This is a genomic window from Chthoniobacter flavus Ellin428 (genome assembly GCF_000173075.1).
In the GTDB taxonomy this organism is placed as follows: Bacteria; Verrucomicrobiota; Verrucomicrobiia; order Chthoniobacterales; family Chthoniobacteraceae; genus Chthoniobacter; species Chthoniobacter flavus.
Map to the genome: position 1 here is coordinate 529,845 of NZ_ABVL01000003.1, position 15,609 is coordinate 545,453.

A 15,609-nucleotide genomic window follows, 5' to 3' on the forward strand; every position below is an offset into this window, starting at 1 on the left:
ATCCAACATCCAACGTCCAACACCCAACATCCAATGGCGCAAGCGCGTGACGCGCGCTCTTTCTTCATTGGGCGTTGGATGTTGGGTGTTCTTTCTCTCACGCTCCAAGATGACCGCCGATTTTGGGGTCCAACCGCGGCAAAATGTGTGCCTTTGGGGGCGGCGACTTCCCAGTCGCCGACCGAATCCAACGTGCGAAGCGCCATCCTCAAGGCGTCGCTCCGCGACGCAGGGCGACCTGGAGATCGCCCCTCCCAGGGTTTTCTGCCTCACGACTCCTCGTTTACTTCGGTTGTGCCTTCCTCCTTCGCGTTTGGAATTCGTGAGCGGGCCCGAAAACTTGCTCGCGGAGATCCATTTTCGGGTGGATACTCCGCTTGCCGTTCCATCCCCCATGCTCCCATGAAACGCGTGTCATTTCTCACTGCGCTGACTGTGTTCGCTGTCGCGATCGCGACCGCCAAGGCCGAAGACCCCAAGCCGCGCCCGCGCGGAGGCTTCGATCGTCCGCTGGCGGATACGCCGCGCTTTGGCAATCCCGGGGCGAGTCCGAAGCTCACCATGGTGGACTTCCGCGCGCTGCTGGAGCATTGGGCGGATTTCGATGCGAACAAAAACCAGCTCCTGGAAAAGAGCGAGGTGCCGGAGCTGTTTGGCAAACTCTTTGATGAGGCCGATCTCAATCACGACGGCGTTCTCGATGAACACGAGCGGACGTTGGTCACGCAATCGGCGACCACGAACACCACCACGGCCACGACCACGACGGTTCCCGTTTCCGCTGCGGCAAAATAAACCTCCACTCCTTCTTCCCATGAACACGATCTCTCCCGTCGATTGTCAGGAATGCGCGGGCGCTATTTCTCCCATATCCACCGTGGATCGCCGCGGTTTCTTCCGCCTCGTCGGCGGCGCGGCCGTGGGCTCACTAGCCGGCCGCCTTCTCGTGAATGGCGCCTCGGCTGCGCCGTTGCGGCCCGTGGATCATGTGGCCAAGCCGACGGAGGAGCTGGTGCGCGAGTTTTACGCCAGCCTGAATCCCTTTCAGCGGACGCAACTCGTCTTCCCGTGGAATTACACCGGCGCCGGCGATACCCCGGCGCGGCTCGGCGTTTACAATACGGCCATCGGCAAGGCGATCGGCGAGACTTGCACGAAGGCGCAACGCGAACTCATCGAGCGCATCATGATGTCCATGGCTTCGGGCGACGACGGCTGGCGCAAGATCACCCGCAACGGCGGTTGGGATACGAACGACGGCATTCTCTCCTGCGGCGCGTATGTCTTCGGCGATCCTGAAGGCGACCGGAAGTTCAGCTTCCTCTTCACCGGGCATCATCTCACCATGCGTTGCGACGGAAATTCCGAGCCGAACACGGCCTTCGGGGGCCCGATTTTCTACGGCCACATCGTCAATGGCTACAGCGAGCGCAATGTCTTCAACGAACAAACGCGCAAGGTGATGAGTGTCTTCGACGCACTCAATGCCGATCAGCAGAAGCACGCGATCATTGATGGACGCCCGGCGAATCGCGCGGACACCGTTTTCTTTCCGACGGAAGGGCGCGAATTGCCCGGCATTTGCGGCACCGACTTGAGCGCGGACCAGAAGGGGCTCATCGAGAACGTGCTCAAGGACGTGCTCGCGCCGTATCGCGAGGAGGACGTGGCGGAGGTGATGGACATTGTGCGGGCCAACGGCGGCATGGAGAAGATTCACCTCGCGTTTTATCGCGACACGGAGACGAGCGAGAAGGAACCGTGGAGCTACTGGCGTCTGGAAGGGCCAGGCTTCATCTGGAATTTCCGCGTGCTGCCGCATGTGCACACCTACGTCAGCGTGGCGAAGGTGTAGACGACGGACTACTTCGTGACCGCGAAGCCTTCCGCCATGCGCAGGCTCGCGCAGATGCGATCGATGATCGGCTTCGTCGGCGGGTCCGCTTCCGGGTCCCAGCAGGTTGCCAGGATGATGGTGCCAGCCGCAGTGGGGATGGTATAGACTTGGACCGAGCGAAGGTTCTTTCCCGGATCGATCGACTGGCCTTTGCACAAAGCCCCGGTACGCCCGGCAAGCTCGACGCGTTCGGCCGTGACGTCGGACTTGAGGAAATAGCCTTTCGACTCGAGTGGATGCGCGGCAGTTTTCACGAAGGCCGTGGCGAAACGGTCGAGGTCGTTTTGCGAAGCGTCCTTGAGCTGTTGCGCGGTGTAGGTGGGGGCCTGCATGCTCAGTAAAACAAAGGTGTCCTCGAACTCACCGGGCGGTGCGAAACGCCATGCACTGTTTGCCTTGGGCGTCCGCGGATGGCCCGCCAGCGCGGTGACGGGTATCGCCGGCTGTGCTGGCGTATCGGGATTATTGGCCTGCCAGTCCTTGGGCAATTCCAGGGCGACGCCGAGAAAGGCTTCGATTTTCAGGAACTCGATATTCGCGGCGGAAGGAGTGGCGGCCGGGCCGCCGGCGTCAGCGTGGGTCTCTCCGCCGGGTGTCGCGCCAGACGCGGTGGTGGATGCGGTCGCCTTATGGAACGTCATGCCCTCGAGATCGAGAAAGGTTTCGCCCGTGCTCGTGTCGGTGAAGGTGCGCAGCCCGCGCTTTTCCACCATGCCGACCTTGTCGGCGGGAGCCGGCCCGAGGACGGCCTCCGCGACGGAGGGTTCCGTCCACACCGCGCCGGTCGCGCGGTCGGCATCTTTGGGCGTGTAGTAGAAAAGACTCAAGGAACCGGGGGCCGAAAGTTGAATGGAGTTCCGCCTCACTCCCACGATCCCCGCCTTTTGCAGGAAATCCTCTTCCGCGCTGGTTTTCTGCAACACGCGGTGCCGTTCAAGAAACGTCGCCTTTTGCCCGGTCGCGGCCATGGTCCAGCGTCCGCTGATGGAGGACGTGTGGCGATGATCCAGCGGCGTCGTGGATTCGCGCTCGAAAGTGCCGTCCGCCTTGATGTTCAGGCGCCAGGATCCGAGGACGGGATTGCTCCACTGCCAGTGCCCGACGGGATTCGGCGGCGGCAGCTCGACGACGGCAGATCGATGACACGCAACCAGCCCGAGGCCGAGCAGAGCGGTGAAAAGGAAAAGAAGAGGGGACCTCATCGGGAGGCGGTTAACTAACGAGTGAATGAAGCATTGGTCGACTTCTATTCGGCCGATCTCTTCAAACGGACCGATTTGTCACCCACATGACACATTTTCCTCTGGCCAGCGCGACGAATGCCTCTATTGTCGGCAAACGTCCCGCAAGGCGCCTCCCCGGTGCCCGGGACGTTTTTTAACGTCCACACATCACCATCTCCCGTTTAGTCATGTCCAATACGATTCTGGTCGGCGCCCAATGGGGCGACGAAGGCAAAGGCAAAATCATCGACTTCCTCACCGAGACGGCGGACATCGTTGTCCGTTCGCAGGGGGGGAATAATGCCGGCCATACCGTGATCGTCGGTGGCACGAAATACATCCTGCATCTCATTCCCAGCGGCATCCTGCGCCCGGGCAAGAAGTGCGTGATCGGCAATGGCGTGGTCATCGACCCGGTGGCCGTGGCCAAGGAAATCGACGGCCTGCGCGAGAAGAAGATCAAGGTCACCAAGGACAACCTGCTCATTTCGGATTGCGCGCACCTCGTGCTGCCGTATCACCGCGTGCTCGACGAGCAACGCGAATCGAAGAAGGGCAAGAACAAGATCGGCACCACCAAGCGCGGCATCGGCCCGGCGTATGGTGACAAGGCCGCGCGCATCGGCCTGCGGATGGGCGATCTCATGCAGCCGGCGCTCTTCTCGGAAAAGCTCGCGCAACGGATCAAGGAGAACAACGCGGTGCTGAAGGCGCTCGGCGCCAAGCCGCTGAAATTTGCCGAGGTGAATGCCGCCTACCTCGAAGCTGGCAAGAAGCTCGCGCCCTTTGTGGGCAACACGGTCGTCTATCTGCACGAAGCGCTTCGCCAGAAGAAGGAGATGCTCTTCGAAGGCGCGCAGGGCACTTTTCTCGATATCGATCACGGCACGTATCCCTACGTGACGTCTTCGAATACCACGGCCGGCGGCGCTTGCACCGGTTCGGGCGTGGCGCCGCACCGCATCGACCGCGTGCTTGGCGTGATGAAGGCCTACACCACTCGCGTGGGCGAGGGGCCTTTCCCCACGGAGAACGCCGAGTTTTCCGACATGCTGCACGGCATGGGCCGCGAATTTGGCGCCACCACGGGACGCGCCCGTCGCTGCGGCTGGTTCGACGCCGTGGCCGTGCGCTACGCCGGGATGATCAATGGCATCGATGACATCGCCGTGACCAATCTCGATGGCCTCGACACGCTGGCCACGATCAAGATCTGCACGCACTACAAGATCGGCAAAAAGACCGTGGACGTGCCGCCGTCGGATTTCCAGCAACTCCGCGACGCCAAGCCCGTCTATATCGAACTGCCCGGCTGGCAAAAGCCGACGCATGAGGCAAAGAAATTCTCCGACCTGCCGAAGAACGCGCGCAGCTATCTGCAGACGATCGCGAAGCTCACCGGCGCCAAGCTGACCATCGCCAGCGTCGGCCCGAATCGCGACCAGACGATCGTGTTGTAAGCGCCGATCGGCGCTTGCCGATAGGGTTCTTCCCGCACGCACTGCGCTCTTCGCGTTCGTTCCTGCAGGCCGATCGTATGCTCGGGCCGGCCCACAGCCTGTCCAGTCTGCGGTGAAACCGCTTATCCTTTATGTAAGCCCGAAAAGACGCGGCGCTCTTTCTTCCCGACGTGCGAAGAGATAGCGGAGACGAATCTTCTTGAACGTGCGGAAGAAATGTAACCCCGTCGATTGTGGAGCAGAACGGAGGCTGATACACGAGACGAATGATCGATAGCTCCCACCGTATTTCCCGTCGCAGCGCCGTGAAGGCCTGCGCCGCACTGGCTTTTTCGGCGACACTGCCGGCGCCACCGATCGGCCACGCGGCTGCGCCCGGGCGGGCGGGCAGCGTGGAGAATCCAGAATCCTTCTTCGTCCCCTGGGTTGCATCACATCCTGCGCATCCATCTGCCACTGGATGTCGCGGAGCGCCGCACGGCGAGAGGTGATCGACTATTGCCGGCGGACGAGCTGCAGCGAAGTCCTGCTCTTCACCACCTCTACGATCACGCGCCGTCATTCCAAACCCTGGATGAGATCGGCAGCTACGTGAATGCCATCCAGCCCCGCATCGAAGAGCTTCGCCATGCCGGTGTGACGGTGAGCGTGAATGTCCTGCAAACGCTGGGGCACGTTTATTTCCCGACGGCTCAGGAGAAGGATTTCCCATTTCAGCGCCGGGTTTACGCGGGCGGAAGGGTGAGCACGGAGGGCGCCTGCCCCCTCGACCTGAAGCTCCGCGATTGGGTGACCGGCGCCTACAAGATCTATGCGGGATTGCGGCCGCCCGTGCTTTTTGTCGACGACGATTTCCGCACCTTCATGTCGGGCGAAATCTCCTGTTTCTGCCCTCTCCATCTGCGAGCGATCAGCGACCTGGCGGGCCGGCCGGTAACGCGGGAAGAGGTTGTCCAGTCGCTGCTGAGCACCTCCTGGCCCGCTCCGGAGTTGCGCCGCCACTACTATACGGCGACGACTCGCGGGTTCGTGGATCTGGCCGCGCAAATCCGCGCTGCCGTCGATACGGTCTCACCGGAGACGCGCGTGGGATTGATGGCGGCAGCATGGCCGCGCGGCGCCCAAGGGGTGGATGTCGCGGCCGTAGCCCAAGCGCTGGCCGGGCCGCATCGCCCGCTGTTGCGCCCGCAGATTTCCTTCTACAGCGAGGATTACATCCGCGACGCCGCCCCCGCGTTTCTCAATCCTGCCCGGATGCGTGCCACCTTGCCGGAGACATTCGAATACTGGCCCGAGATCGAGAACTATCAGTACAGTCTCTACGCAAAATCGGCGCGCTGCACTTTTGCCGAGATGGCGACGACCGTCCTGAACGGATTCAATCATCTTGCTCTCAATATTTTTGACATGTTCGGCTCTCCACTCGGCGACTCGGCCCGGTTGGTGGAACGCCTGGAAACTGGGCGCCGTTTTCTCGATCAACTGCACCGCCTGGTCCCAGAAGGAAGCCGCGCGCAAGGCGTACACGTCTTTGAGCATCGCGATCAGTTGCGCGTGCGTCGCACGAATTCTCTCGGGGCGTTGTTTGCCAGCGATCAAATGACCAGACGCCTGCCAGTGCTCGGTCTCCCCATCGCTTACGGCGTCGAATCGCCATGGCAGGTGATCACGGGCGATGATGTCCTGGCTCTCGAAGATCAAGAGTTGGATCGGCTGCTGGCGCCCGGCGCGCTCCTCGACGCAACCGCCGCATCGGCCCTGGAACTCCGCGGCCAGGCGGAGAGGATCGGAGCCAAAGTCGGGCCGGCGATCCCTCTCGATGAACTCGGCTACGAGCAATTCGACGACCCGGAGATTTCACCCTCCCTGCAGGGCCGTGCTTTCCCGCTGCGTCCCCTCGTGCAGGCGGGAGACTGGCGGCGACTGGTGGTCACGGGGACCAATCCGCGCATGGGCTCGAAGATTCGCAATTACCGGCGCGAGGTCGTGGGCTCAAGCCTCCTGCTGACGGAAAATGCGCGCGGCGAGCGCTTCGGCATCCTGGCGTTTAGTGGCCAGGGCAATCGCCACCTGATGGAAAATCTCATGCGCCCCGAGCAGTTCCGGCAGACCCTGGGGTGGATCGCCCGCCGCCCGGTGCCGCTCTGCACGCACCACAGCGCGCCTTACCTGTGGCCGATCTGGAATCGCACGGCCGACGGCCGTCTGGTCATTGGCATCGTGAATCTCGCCACCGATAGTTACGACACACTCCCGCTTATCCTGGCGCGCGATCTCTCGCTGAAAAATCTTTCCATCGTCACCGCGGAAGGAAATCTCATCCCGGCGAAAGCCCGCGAACCCCAGCGCGTCGACAAGGACACGGTCCAGATCGAGCTTCATCACCGCCTCGAGCCTTTCGAAGTAGCGGTCTTCGTTGCGACATAGCGGTTTAAATGCGTCTCCCGTCCTCAAGCGCTTCGCACTAGGGAATGAGTGCTGAAGCATTCGATGTCAAGGCATGCGGAAACTGCGTTTAACAGACTATTGGTATTGGCAAGCGGGGCATGCCGATAGATGTTTGCGATTCCATGATTTCCGCGCCATCCGTGGTTCAGCCGCCAATGAGCAATCCGCTTCCGATTCCCAAGCACGTCGCCATCATCATGGATGGCAACGGGCGTTGGGCGAAGGAGCGCGGGTTGCCCCGGATGAAGGGGCACGAGCAAGGGGCGGAGTCGGTTCGAGCGGTGACCGAGGCCTGTGTCGAACTCGGGGTCGAGTATTTGACCGTTTACGCTTTCTCGACGGAGAATTGGAAGCGACCGGCGGCCGAGGTGAATGCGCTCTGGACGCTGCTCGAGCATTTCATCGAGCAGGAGACGCCGACGTTGATGAAAAACGGCGTGCGGCTCCAGGCCATCGGCCGCATCCACGAACTTCCGGAAAGCTGCCAGACCGCGCTGCGCAAGACCATCGAGCTGACGGCGAACAATCCCAAGACCACGCTTGTCCTCGCCCTGAACTACAGCGGGCGCACGGAGATCATCGACACGGTTCGCAATCTCTGCCGCGAGGCCGCGGCGGGCGCGCTGGATATCGAGTCGCTCGATGAAAAGGCCTTCAGCCGGCATCTTTACACCGGCAATTTCCCCGATCCCGATCTGCTCATCCGCACCTCCGGTGAGCTGCGTTTGTCAAACTTCCTGCTGTGGCAATTGAGCTACACGGAGATCTACGTAACGCAGAAAATGTGGCCGGATTTCTGCAAGGAGGACTTGCGCGACGCCATCAGGGAGTTCAATAAACGGCAGCGCCGTTTCGGCGGCCTCTGAATCCCCTGATGGAAAAAGCTCAAACCATTCTCGTAGTTGACCCTGAAACGGACTTTTTGGACTGGGTGCAGCACCAACTTGGCACCCCGACCACGCGAGTCATCACGGCGACTACGGCCGACGATGGATACAAGATTTTCTGCCGGGAAGCGCCCGACCTGCTGATTTCGGAAACGCATCTCTCGCCTTTCAGCGGGCAGGATTTGCTGGTCAAAGTCAAGCAACGGGAGCCGAATGCCATCGTGGTGCTGACCAGCGGCTTCGGCACTACCCAGAGCGTCATCGAGTCGATGAAACTGGGCGCGTTCGATTTCATTCGCAAGGAGACGCTGCCGTTCAATCTCAAGGTGGTGGTCGATGCCGCACTGAAGGCGCAGGCGGAGATGAAGGCGGCGACGACGTTCAAGCCGCAACTGACCGTCGAGGAGCACCAGGACAACATCGTCGGCAAATCCGCGGCGATGCAGCAGGTCTTCAAGATGGTCGGCCGCGTGGCGCACAGCGATGCGCCGGTCATGATCACCGGCGAGAGTGGCACCGGCAAGGAATTGGTGGCCCGCGCTATTCACCACTACAGCGGCCGCAGCGTGAAGAGCTTCGTCGCCATCAATTGCGCGGCCATTCCCGAGCAACTGCTCGAGAGCGAGCTCTTCGGTCATGAGAAAGGGCGCCTTCACCGGCGCCACCGGCACGCGCGTGGGGCGCTTCGAGCAGAGCAGTGGCGGCACGCTTTTCCTCGATGAAATCGGCGATATGCCGCTGCAATTGCAGAGCAAGATTTTGCGCGTGCTCCAGGATGGCGAATTCTCCCGCGTCGGCGGCAATGAAACGCTGAAGACGGATGTGCGCATCGTGGCCGCGACGAACAAGAATCTCGAGCAGGAGGTCGCCAAGCGCGCTTTCCGCGAGGATCTTTTCTACCGGCTGAACGTCGTCCGCGTGCAGTTGCCGCCATTGCGTCAGCGCACCGAGGATATTCGCCTGCTGGCCGAATACTTCCTGCAGAAAGTCGCCACGAAAAAGCTTCTGCCGCGACTGCGGATTTCCGAGGAGGCGATGCGCCTGTTCGAAGGGTATTCATGGCCCGGCAACGTGCGCGAACTGGAGAATACCATCCAGCGGGCTTGCGTCCTGGCGGCTTCCGACCTGCTCACGCCCAAGGATATCCCGATCGGCAACGAACCGCCCGGCATGGCTGTCCCGGAGGCGGTGGCCGGAAGCGCCGCGCCGTCCGCTGCGCTGACCACCGAGAATGCCATCGAGGTCCTGCTCAAGGCCGCGCAAGCCGATCCGGACGTGCAGCTTCTCCCGTGGCTCGAGCGCGAGTTCACGCTCTACGCGATGAAAGCGACCAAAGGCAACCAGGTCCGCGCGGCGAAGCTCCTCGGTATCACCCGCGCGACCCTGCGCAAACGCATCGAGCGTTTCGGCATCACGCGCGAGTTGACCATTTCGTAGGCGGCCTGGCCGCCGACCAGAGGTTACCGCGAATGGACGCCAATGGACGCGAATCGAAGCCCGGAAGTCGGAGGGTGTTTGATTTTAAAACGCAGAGGCGCAGAGACGCAGAGAAGAGGAGCAGTAACCGAAGGCCCATCCATTTAAACGCAGAGGACGCGGAGAATGCAGAGGGCCGCAGAGAATGGTTGGCGTATGCAGCCGGGCCATTCCGGCTGGCCCGCGCAGCTTCTTTAAACGGCACCCAGTGGTCGCTGAGATCGAGAGAGCGCGGAAGGCGGCTTCCGAGAAAGCCGAGGCCTGCTGAAGAGTTATCATGGAAGCGAAGATGAAATCCTGGATCTGGACTGGCGCCGCCTACAAAACCTGCAAGACCGTGCCGCTCACGGACCGTGGCTTTCGCTACGGCATGTCGGTCTTCGAGAGTTTGCGGGTAAACGCGGGTGGGCCGGAGTTTTTCGACAAACATCTCGCGCGCATCATTCAGGCCTGCGCGGAACGCGATATTCCGGTCGATGAATCTGGGCTCGCCGCTGCGCAGGCGGTGCTGAGCGATCCCAAAACGTGGAGGGCGCTGCTCCGTCAGCGCCCTGATTCAGGGCCGCTTGCCCCTCCGATGTCGCCTGCTCGCAAACCAAAGCCACCCGAGGACCTCACTGCCGGTTTTGCCCGCATCTATGTCACCGCGGGTGATGGCGGTCCTGCCACGCTTGCCGAGCACCCGCGCATCTTCGTCTTCATCGAGCCCCGCACGCCGCCCGGTCCCGATGATGCCTGGGAAGTCGGCCTGCACGACGAAAGTTACCAGCCGCTCTTTGGCGGATTGAAGACCGCCAACTATTGGTTCAACAGCGATGCGCTGGCCCAGGCTCGTCTCCGGAAGTTCGACGAAACGATCCTCTTCAACGATCGCGCCGAAGTCGTCTCGGCCTGCTGCGCGAATATCTTCGTCGTCCGCGACGATCGCCTCTGCACCCCGCCGCGGAGCAGTGGCTGCCGCGCGGGTGTCATCCTGTTAATGGGTCATCGCCCGCCGCAAAGTCGAGGAACGCCGTCTCCGTCGCGAAGACATCGTCAATGCCGACGAGATCTTCCTCACGAATAGCTGGCTCGGCGTCATGCCCGTGGCCACCGTGGAAGGCCGACCGCTGGGGCATCGCATGATCGGGCCACGGCTGTCAGCGGAACTGGCGCAGCGGAGGAGTGAGAACGAAGAGGCGCTGTAGGCATTCACGCATCCATCCACACCCTTCGTGCCGTTCACGCCCCTCGTGCCCAAACTCCATTTGGGCACGCGCTTAGGAGCGAAGCTTTGCTTCGCATGGAGGGGGTGTCTGCGGGCGGAATTGAACGATATCCGGCCCGCAGACGCCCCCGCCGTGCGAGATGGAATCTCGCTCCTAATTGCGTGCCCAAATGGAGTTTGGGCACGAGGTTCGGGCACGGGGTGTCGAGAGGTAGCGCGAACGTGCTCGGGTGTGCTTGCCCCAAGCAGGGCGTGCTTATAACCTTCCGTACATGCGCAGTCGCTATCGGATAAACGAGCCAGATGCTGCTCATTTCATTACCGCGACCGTGGTCGAGTGGTTGCCCGTTTTCACCACTGCGGCATGCTGCGACCTGCTCGTGCAATCACTGGCGTATTGCCGCACTCACAAGCAATTGCAGATACACGCTTGGGTGATTCTCGATAATCACTTTCATGCCATCCTCGCCGGGCCGAAGCTCGCCCACACGATTCGCGATTGGAAGCGGTTCACCGCTGGCGCGCTCCTCAAACAACTGCGCGAGGAAAAGCGCCAATGGTTGCTGAATCAGCTCAACTATCATTGCGCGGCACACAAGGCGACCAGTGAGCACCAGCTCTGGCAGGAGGGCGTTCATCCGCAAGCGATCATCAACGACGACATGATGCTGCAGAAGCTGGAGTATGTGCATAACAACCCAGTGAAACGCGGGATGGTGCTTCGCCGGAGCATTGGAAATACTCATCTGCACATGAGTGGCTGGATGGGGCGGCGCCGGTTTTGAAATGCGATGATTGGCGATAGGGGCCGAGCGCTCCTACCCGCAGACACCCCCGCCGTGCGAGATGGAATCTCGCTCCTAATTGCGTGCCCAAATGGAGTTTGGGCACGAGGGGGCACGAGAGCGGGTGTGTAGAGGGGTTAGAGGAATAGCTCGCCCAAGTTCACCGCATCGCTGACGCGAGCGTTTCGCTTGTTTCCTCGACGGGGATTTCCGCCCGCACGCCACGCCGTTTGCGCAGATATGCCTTGGCCGAATCCGCCATCACCAGCACGCCGGCGCCCAACATGATGGTGTCCTTCACCACCAGTCGCCCGCGGCCGCTGAGATACGGGAAGCCGTGGGTGGTGTCGCCGAGGGAGGCGACCCAGGACTCGGGTGTGGTGATGAGAAAGGAGAGCGTGACTACGGCCATGACGGCGACGAGGAAGCCGCCGAGGGTGGCGAATTCGGGACGCCACGGGTGCAGGCAGAGCAGGAGACCGTAGAAGACGATGACGGCGCCGAGGCCGGAGGAGAAGGTGTAGGTGTGATTCTCTTCGTGCCACTGGCGGTTCGCTGGGACGAGCTGGCCCTCGGGGTTCATGTGCTTCTTATAATCCGGCACGGGATAGTGGTAGAAGAAGCCCATGAAAGGGCTGTTGGCGACGAAGGGGACGATGCCGTCGGCTTCGTATTTGCAGACCTTCAAGCTGCCGATCCAGACGAGGACGATGATGAGGCCGAGCCGGGTGAGGGCGACGCCGAGACGGTCGGCGCGCGCCGCGAGTTCGAAAAGGGAGGTGATGTTCATGGCATCATCCTAGCCGCACGAACGCGAGGCGGAATGGACGGAAGGCGCGGCTACATGGACAAATTGCGCCCACTGCGGATGGCGGTCTCGAATTCCCGAAAGGCCGAGGGCGAAAAGCCGGTGCCGCGTTTGAAGAGCCGGCTGAAATATAATTCATCGTCGAAACCGACCTCGGCGGCGATTCCCTTCACCGGTTTGCGCGTGTGCAGGAGTTGCCATTTGGCGTGTTTCAAAATGCGCTCACGGATAAGCGTGGTGAGCGTCTTGCCGAGCTGGCTTTTGACGATTTTGCCGAGGGCTTTCGGCGACAGATGCAGCCACGCGGCGTAGTCAGCCGGGCTGTGCGCGTGGGGGTAGTGCTCCTCGATGAGCGCGGTGAGGCGATCGAGCACGGCGGGCGGCCGGGTGTTGGGCGCGGCTGTGGTGCACTCCTGCTGCTCGATCTTGTGACGCGTGGCCTTGATGAGGAAGACCTTGAGATACGAAAGCAGGATCTCGGAATGGGCCAGCCCGGCGGTCTGCAATTCTTTTTCCATCTGCGCGATGAGACTGGCGAATTCCGCGGAGCGCGGGTCGTCGAGGGCGATGACTGGGCGGCCGTAGAGATCGTTGAACAGGACGCCGTTGCAGCCGACTTCTTCGTGGTAGGTCTCGATGCAAAAGAAGTTCGCGTGAAACTGGATACTCGTGCCGCCGATCGCGGAGTCCGGCGCGAGAAAGAAGGTCTGATACGGTGTGACGAAGAGCAGCGTCGGTGCAGCGAAGGCGTAGGACTGCAGATCGACATGAAAAGTGCCGCGGCCTTTTTGCACCCACAGTACGGTGAAGAAATTGTTCCGCTGCGGTTGCTGGTAATCTGGCGCGCGGATCGGTGCGATCTTGAACGCCACGTCTCCGCGTCGCGGGTCAAATAGTTGCAGCGGGACGGGGCCGGGGGCGGGATTCTTCACAAGAGACGCAGGAGAGCGATCCCTTTGTCTCGCGGTGATCCGTTACGCGCAAGCGGATACGAGCCTGGCATGAAGCAGTTGTGCGCTTGGAGCATTTTAAACAAAACTGTAGCCGCGACTGATTTAGACGCAGAGGACGCCGAGAACGCAGAGGCCGCAGAGGAGGAAACAAAAGGATGAAGATGAAGTGAAGTGCGCCACGCGGTTTTTGGAGATCGACACTCGCTGTCGGGTAACGCGCTTTTTCATCCCTCATCCTTTTCTCCCTCTGCGGCTCGCCCGTTGCCGACCACCGCTATTCCCCTCCTCCTCCTCGGCCCTCTGCGTTCTCGGCGCCCTCTGCGTTTAAATCTGCCCCAGTATCTCGGATGATGTACGGCTACAGTTTAAGTCTCATCCGTGCAACCCGTAATCCGTGTGTCAAAAATCCCTCGTCCGACTTTCGCTACGCCCCTCTTGGCGCGAGGATTTCAGCGAACGGGGGCGGCGATGGCGTTGGGATGGGTGGTCAGCCACGCCTGGATCTTGTCGGCGCCGGCTTTGAAAACGGCGTCGCGTTCCGTGCCTGGACCGTTCGGGCCGGCGCAGGGAATTTCCACGATGAACTCGCTGACGGTGGCATCGACCACGGCCATGTTGGGCGCCCAGCCGCCTTCATCGGGGCCGCCAAAGCCCGCGGCGACCGCCCGCGGGACCTTGTTCAATTCGTTCTCGTGATGCACGAAGACCAGGACGAGCGAGTCCTTGAAGGCTTCGTAAAAATGCAGGAGTGCATTGCCGCCGCCGCTCTGACGGGCGGAGACGCGCTTGTCGAAGAATTGATTCCAGACCATGAGGAATCCGAGCGGCTTGTGTTCGCGCTGGGCCTTGGCCTTGGCTGCCGCGAGGCTGTCGAGGTTGAAGGCATCGCTCATGTGCACGGCGCCCACGGGTGCTTTCTTTGCGTCTTCGAGACCTCGGGTGAAGCGATTGGGAAGATTCGCCGGTTGCAGCGCCTGGGCAGTTTCGGACGGAAAAAGCGTGACAGGAGTATTGGGCTCCGAAACGGAGGGCGGCGGAGTGGTGTGATGGGCGCGATAGGCGGCGACGGCTTCCGCCGAGGCGACTGCGGCTGGGGCGCGCAGGAAATCGATCAAGGCCGGAGATGCACCCGCGGCGCGCAGAGCGCGTTCCTGCTCGGCGGTGAGCGGCTCGAGCAACTTGCGCCGCGCCGCTTCGTTCAGGATCGTTTGCTGGTTTTCACCGGTGCGGAGAAGCAGCGAGATCTCCTGGTAACTGATCGGGTCCGCCGCAATGGCGGAGGAGAGTCCGAGCAAGCCGAGGGAGAGGATAACGAGCGCGACGCGTTTCATAGAGAGTGCCCGGAAAGAAGCACGTGGCATACCGGCGGACTCATCTCTCGAAGGGGAGCACACGGATTCACCGCGAAGTCACAAAGCCCGCGGCGATCCGGTCAATGCCTCAGGAAATTCTTCAGCGGGGCGTAATACATATCCGCAGAGGGCATGGGCTGGAGTTTGCCATGCCACATCGTTTCTGCGTAGAGCGTGAGCAGGAAGGAAAAATGAGGATCTTCCAATTCCTTGGGCGTGACGGTGAATGTGCACGTCATCGTTTTGTCACTTCGCTCGGCAGGTAATTTGCGGACCGGTGAGGCGGTCTCGGAGCGGAAAGGAAGCGCGGGGTTGTCCTTTACTTGCTGCTCCGAGTGCTGCTCGATCACCACGTTGGCCAATACGGTTGTGACCATGGATGGGAACTTCGCACCGTGATTGAGGATCTTGAAAGTGAACTGGATATCTCCGTTCGGAAGGCGCTCGGGATGAATACGAAATTCCAGTGGAGTTTGGGTCGGCCCGCCGGGCTTTAGTTCCATCAGCGTCGAAGCCGCTCCGACCGTGGAAGAAATCGCGAGTAAAACGACAACTGCGGCGAGCCAGGGACACCACATGGCGGAATGCTCTCATTTACCGCTCAGGAGCTCCATCCCATAATTCACGGGAGTGGAAACAAAGAACCGGCGGCGTCTTCCGCAGCGTAGTCATGAGGAACACCACCATGCTCAAAACCAAATCCATTCATACCCCGATCAAGAAGGAAGACGGCCTGCGCATTTTGGTGGCGCGCTATCGTGGACATCGCGTGCCGACGAGTCTCTACGATGTGTGGATGGCGTGTCTCGGGCCGAGCGAGCGGTTACTCAAGACGGTGCATGAGATCGATTGGCGGGATTGGTCGAGGAGTTATCGCCAGGAGATGCTGGGCGAGGGAGAACATGAGAAGGAGAACCCGGTGATTCGTAATGCGGGGCAGAAGTTTACGCTGCGGCTGATCAAGCATCTGGCGAAGGAACAGAATGTGACTTTGCTTTGTCATTGCCCGGAGGATACGGAGCATTGCCATCGGTTTCTGCTGCGGGATTTGATCGAGAGCGCGAAGGTTTGAGCGGCGGAGCGGTGGAGGAAGGCAGATGGTCCCGCGGCGCG

General features: G+C 61.2%; 15 protein-coding genes. 10 read left to right on the forward strand and 5 right to left on the reverse strand.

Annotated elements, in window-relative coordinates; translation table 11 throughout:
* Nucleotides 1–402 precede the first annotated feature (402 nt).
* Nucleotides 403–795: a hypothetical protein gene (locus CFE428DRAFT_RS37115; RefSeq protein ID WP_006978941.1), complete on the forward strand. Its 393-nt coding sequence runs from the start codon at nucleotides 403–405 to the stop codon at nucleotides 793–795.
* 19 nt (nucleotides 796–814) lie between these two features.
* Complete coding sequence (locus CFE428DRAFT_RS07750; protein ID WP_006978942.1) at nucleotides 815–1,855, forward strand: DUF3500 domain-containing protein; 1,041 nt, start codon at nucleotides 815–817, stop codon at nucleotides 1,853–1,855.
* A gap of 8 nt (nucleotides 1,856–1,863) precedes the next feature.
* Here the strand turns inward: CFE428DRAFT_RS07750 and CFE428DRAFT_RS07755 are convergent, their stop codons facing one another.
* Nucleotides 1,864–3,099 (reverse strand): hypothetical protein, encoded by a 1,236-nt coding sequence (locus CFE428DRAFT_RS07755; protein WP_006978943.1) that lies wholly within the window; start codon nucleotides 3,097–3,099, stop codon nucleotides 1,864–1,866.
* A 209-nt stretch (nucleotides 3,100–3,308) separates the two neighbouring features.
* Here CFE428DRAFT_RS07755 and CFE428DRAFT_RS07760 point away from each other — a divergent pair, with 209 nt between their 5' ends.
* The 7 genes from CFE428DRAFT_RS07760 (at nucleotide 3,309) to CFE428DRAFT_RS07785 (ending at nucleotide 11,383) form a co-directional block, all read left to right on the forward strand.
* Nucleotides 3,309–4,580 (forward strand): adenylosuccinate synthase, encoded by a 1,272-nt coding sequence (locus tag CFE428DRAFT_RS07760; RefSeq protein WP_006978944.1) that lies wholly within the window; start codon nucleotides 3,309–3,311, stop codon nucleotides 4,578–4,580.
* A gap of 426 nt (nucleotides 4,581–5,006) precedes the next feature.
* The gene (locus CFE428DRAFT_RS07765) at nucleotides 5,007–7,007 is read left to right on the forward strand and encodes a hypothetical protein (protein ID WP_006978945.1); all 2,001 of its coding nucleotides are present in this window, start codon (nucleotides 5,007–5,009) and stop codon (nucleotides 7,005–7,007) included.
* 176 nt (nucleotides 7,008–7,183) lie between these two features.
* The gene (locus CFE428DRAFT_RS07770) at nucleotides 7,184–7,894 is read left to right on the forward strand and encodes an isoprenyl transferase (protein WP_006978946.1); all 711 of its coding nucleotides are present in this window, start codon (nucleotides 7,184–7,186) and stop codon (nucleotides 7,892–7,894) included.
* Between the two features lie 8 nt (nucleotides 7,895–7,902).
* Nucleotides 7,903–8,637 (forward strand): sigma-54-dependent transcriptional regulator, encoded by a 735-nt coding sequence (locus tag CFE428DRAFT_RS38810; RefSeq protein WP_006978947.1) that lies wholly within the window; start codon nucleotides 7,903–7,905, stop codon nucleotides 8,635–8,637.
* Nucleotides 8,552–9,352: a sigma-54-dependent Fis family transcriptional regulator gene (locus CFE428DRAFT_RS40345; protein WP_049975574.1), complete on the forward strand. Its 801-nt coding sequence runs from the start codon at nucleotides 8,552–8,554 to the stop codon at nucleotides 9,350–9,352. The genes CFE428DRAFT_RS38810 and CFE428DRAFT_RS40345 overlap by 86 nt, the downstream gene beginning before the upstream one ends.
* Before the next feature lie 328 nt (nucleotides 9,353–9,680).
* Nucleotides 9,681–10,457: an aminotransferase class IV gene (locus tag CFE428DRAFT_RS07780; RefSeq protein ID WP_157447453.1), complete on the forward strand. Its 777-nt coding sequence runs from the start codon at nucleotides 9,681–9,683 to the stop codon at nucleotides 10,455–10,457.
* A 413-nt stretch (nucleotides 10,458–10,870) separates the two neighbouring features.
* Nucleotides 10,871–11,383: an REP-associated tyrosine transposase gene (locus CFE428DRAFT_RS07785; protein WP_006978950.1), complete on the forward strand. Its 513-nt coding sequence runs from the start codon at nucleotides 10,871–10,873 to the stop codon at nucleotides 11,381–11,383.
* Between the two features lie 160 nt (nucleotides 11,384–11,543).
* Here CFE428DRAFT_RS07785 and CFE428DRAFT_RS07790 read toward each other — a convergent pair whose 3' ends face one another.
* The 4 genes from CFE428DRAFT_RS07790 to CFE428DRAFT_RS07805 form a co-directional block, all read right to left on the reverse strand.
* Nucleotides 11,544–12,173, reverse strand: a complete 630-nt coding sequence (locus tag CFE428DRAFT_RS07790; protein WP_006978951.1) for a DUF417 family protein — start codon at nucleotides 12,171–12,173, stop codon at nucleotides 11,544–11,546.
* Nucleotides 12,174–12,223: 50 nt separating this feature from the next.
* The gene (locus CFE428DRAFT_RS07795; RefSeq protein ID WP_006978952.1) at nucleotides 12,224–13,123 is read right to left on the reverse strand and encodes an AraC family transcriptional regulator; all 900 of its coding nucleotides are present in this window, start codon (nucleotides 13,121–13,123) and stop codon (nucleotides 12,224–12,226) included.
* A gap of 470 nt (nucleotides 13,124–13,593) precedes the next feature.
* On the reverse strand, nucleotides 13,594–14,475 hold the full coding sequence (locus CFE428DRAFT_RS07800; RefSeq protein ID WP_006978953.1) for a hypothetical protein: 882 nt from the start codon (nucleotides 14,473–14,475) through the stop codon (nucleotides 13,594–13,596).
* 101 nt (nucleotides 14,476–14,576) lie between these two features.
* Nucleotides 14,577–15,074 carry a hypothetical protein gene (locus CFE428DRAFT_RS07805; protein WP_042724563.1) on the reverse strand — a complete coding sequence of 166 codons (498 nt, stop codon included), beginning with the start codon at nucleotides 15,072–15,074 and terminating at the stop codon, nucleotides 14,577–14,579.
* 107 nt (nucleotides 15,075–15,181) lie between these two features.
* Between CFE428DRAFT_RS07805 and CFE428DRAFT_RS07810 the strand changes: the two genes are divergently transcribed.
* The gene (locus CFE428DRAFT_RS07810; protein WP_006978955.1) at nucleotides 15,182–15,568 is read left to right on the forward strand and encodes a DUF488 domain-containing protein; all 387 of its coding nucleotides are present in this window, start codon (nucleotides 15,182–15,184) and stop codon (nucleotides 15,566–15,568) included.
* Nucleotides 15,569–15,609 lie beyond the last annotated feature (41 nt).

What these genes read in the sequence shown, in the direction of transcription:
- CFE428DRAFT_RS37115 (WP_006978941.1), top strand. Translation starts at nt 403, where the DNA reads ATGAAACGCGTGTCATTTCTCACTGCGCTGACTGTGTTCGCTGTCGCG.
- CFE428DRAFT_RS07750 (WP_006978942.1), top strand. Translation starts at nt 815, where the DNA reads ATGAACACGATCTCTCCCGTCGATTGTCAGGAATGCGCGGGCGCTATT.
- CFE428DRAFT_RS07755 (WP_006978943.1), bottom strand. Translation starts at nt 3,099, where the DNA reads ATGAGGTCCCCTCTTCTTTTCCTTTTCACCGCTCTGCTCGGCCTCGGG.
- CFE428DRAFT_RS07760 (WP_006978944.1), top strand. Translation starts at nt 3,309, where the DNA reads ATGTCCAATACGATTCTGGTCGGCGCCCAATGGGGCGACGAAGGCAAA.
- CFE428DRAFT_RS07770 (WP_006978946.1), top strand. Translation starts at nt 7,184, where the DNA reads ATGAGCAATCCGCTTCCGATTCCCAAGCACGTCGCCATCATCATGGAT.
- CFE428DRAFT_RS38810 (WP_006978947.1), top strand. Translation starts at nt 7,903, where the DNA reads ATGGAAAAAGCTCAAACCATTCTCGTAGTTGACCCTGAAACGGACTTT.
- CFE428DRAFT_RS40345 (WP_049975574.1), top strand. Translation starts at nt 8,552, where the DNA reads ATGAGAAAGGGCGCCTTCACCGGCGCCACCGGCACGCGCGTGGGGCGC.
- CFE428DRAFT_RS07780 (WP_157447453.1), top strand. Translation starts at nt 9,681, where the DNA reads ATGAAATCCTGGATCTGGACTGGCGCCGCCTACAAAACCTGCAAGACC.
- CFE428DRAFT_RS07785 (WP_006978950.1), top strand. Translation starts at nt 10,871, where the DNA reads ATGCGCAGTCGCTATCGGATAAACGAGCCAGATGCTGCTCATTTCATT.
- CFE428DRAFT_RS07790 (WP_006978951.1), bottom strand. Translation starts at nt 12,173, where the DNA reads ATGAACATCACCTCCCTTTTCGAACTCGCGGCGCGCGCCGACCGTCTC.
- CFE428DRAFT_RS07800 (WP_006978953.1), bottom strand. Translation starts at nt 14,475, where the DNA reads ATGAAACGCGTCGCGCTCGTTATCCTCTCCCTCGGCTTGCTCGGACTC.
- CFE428DRAFT_RS07805 (WP_042724563.1), bottom strand. Translation starts at nt 15,074, where the DNA reads ATGTGGTGTCCCTGGCTCGCCGCAGTTGTCGTTTTACTCGCGATTTCT.
- CFE428DRAFT_RS07810 (WP_006978955.1), top strand. Translation starts at nt 15,182, where the DNA reads ATGCTCAAAACCAAATCCATTCATACCCCGATCAAGAAGGAAGACGGC.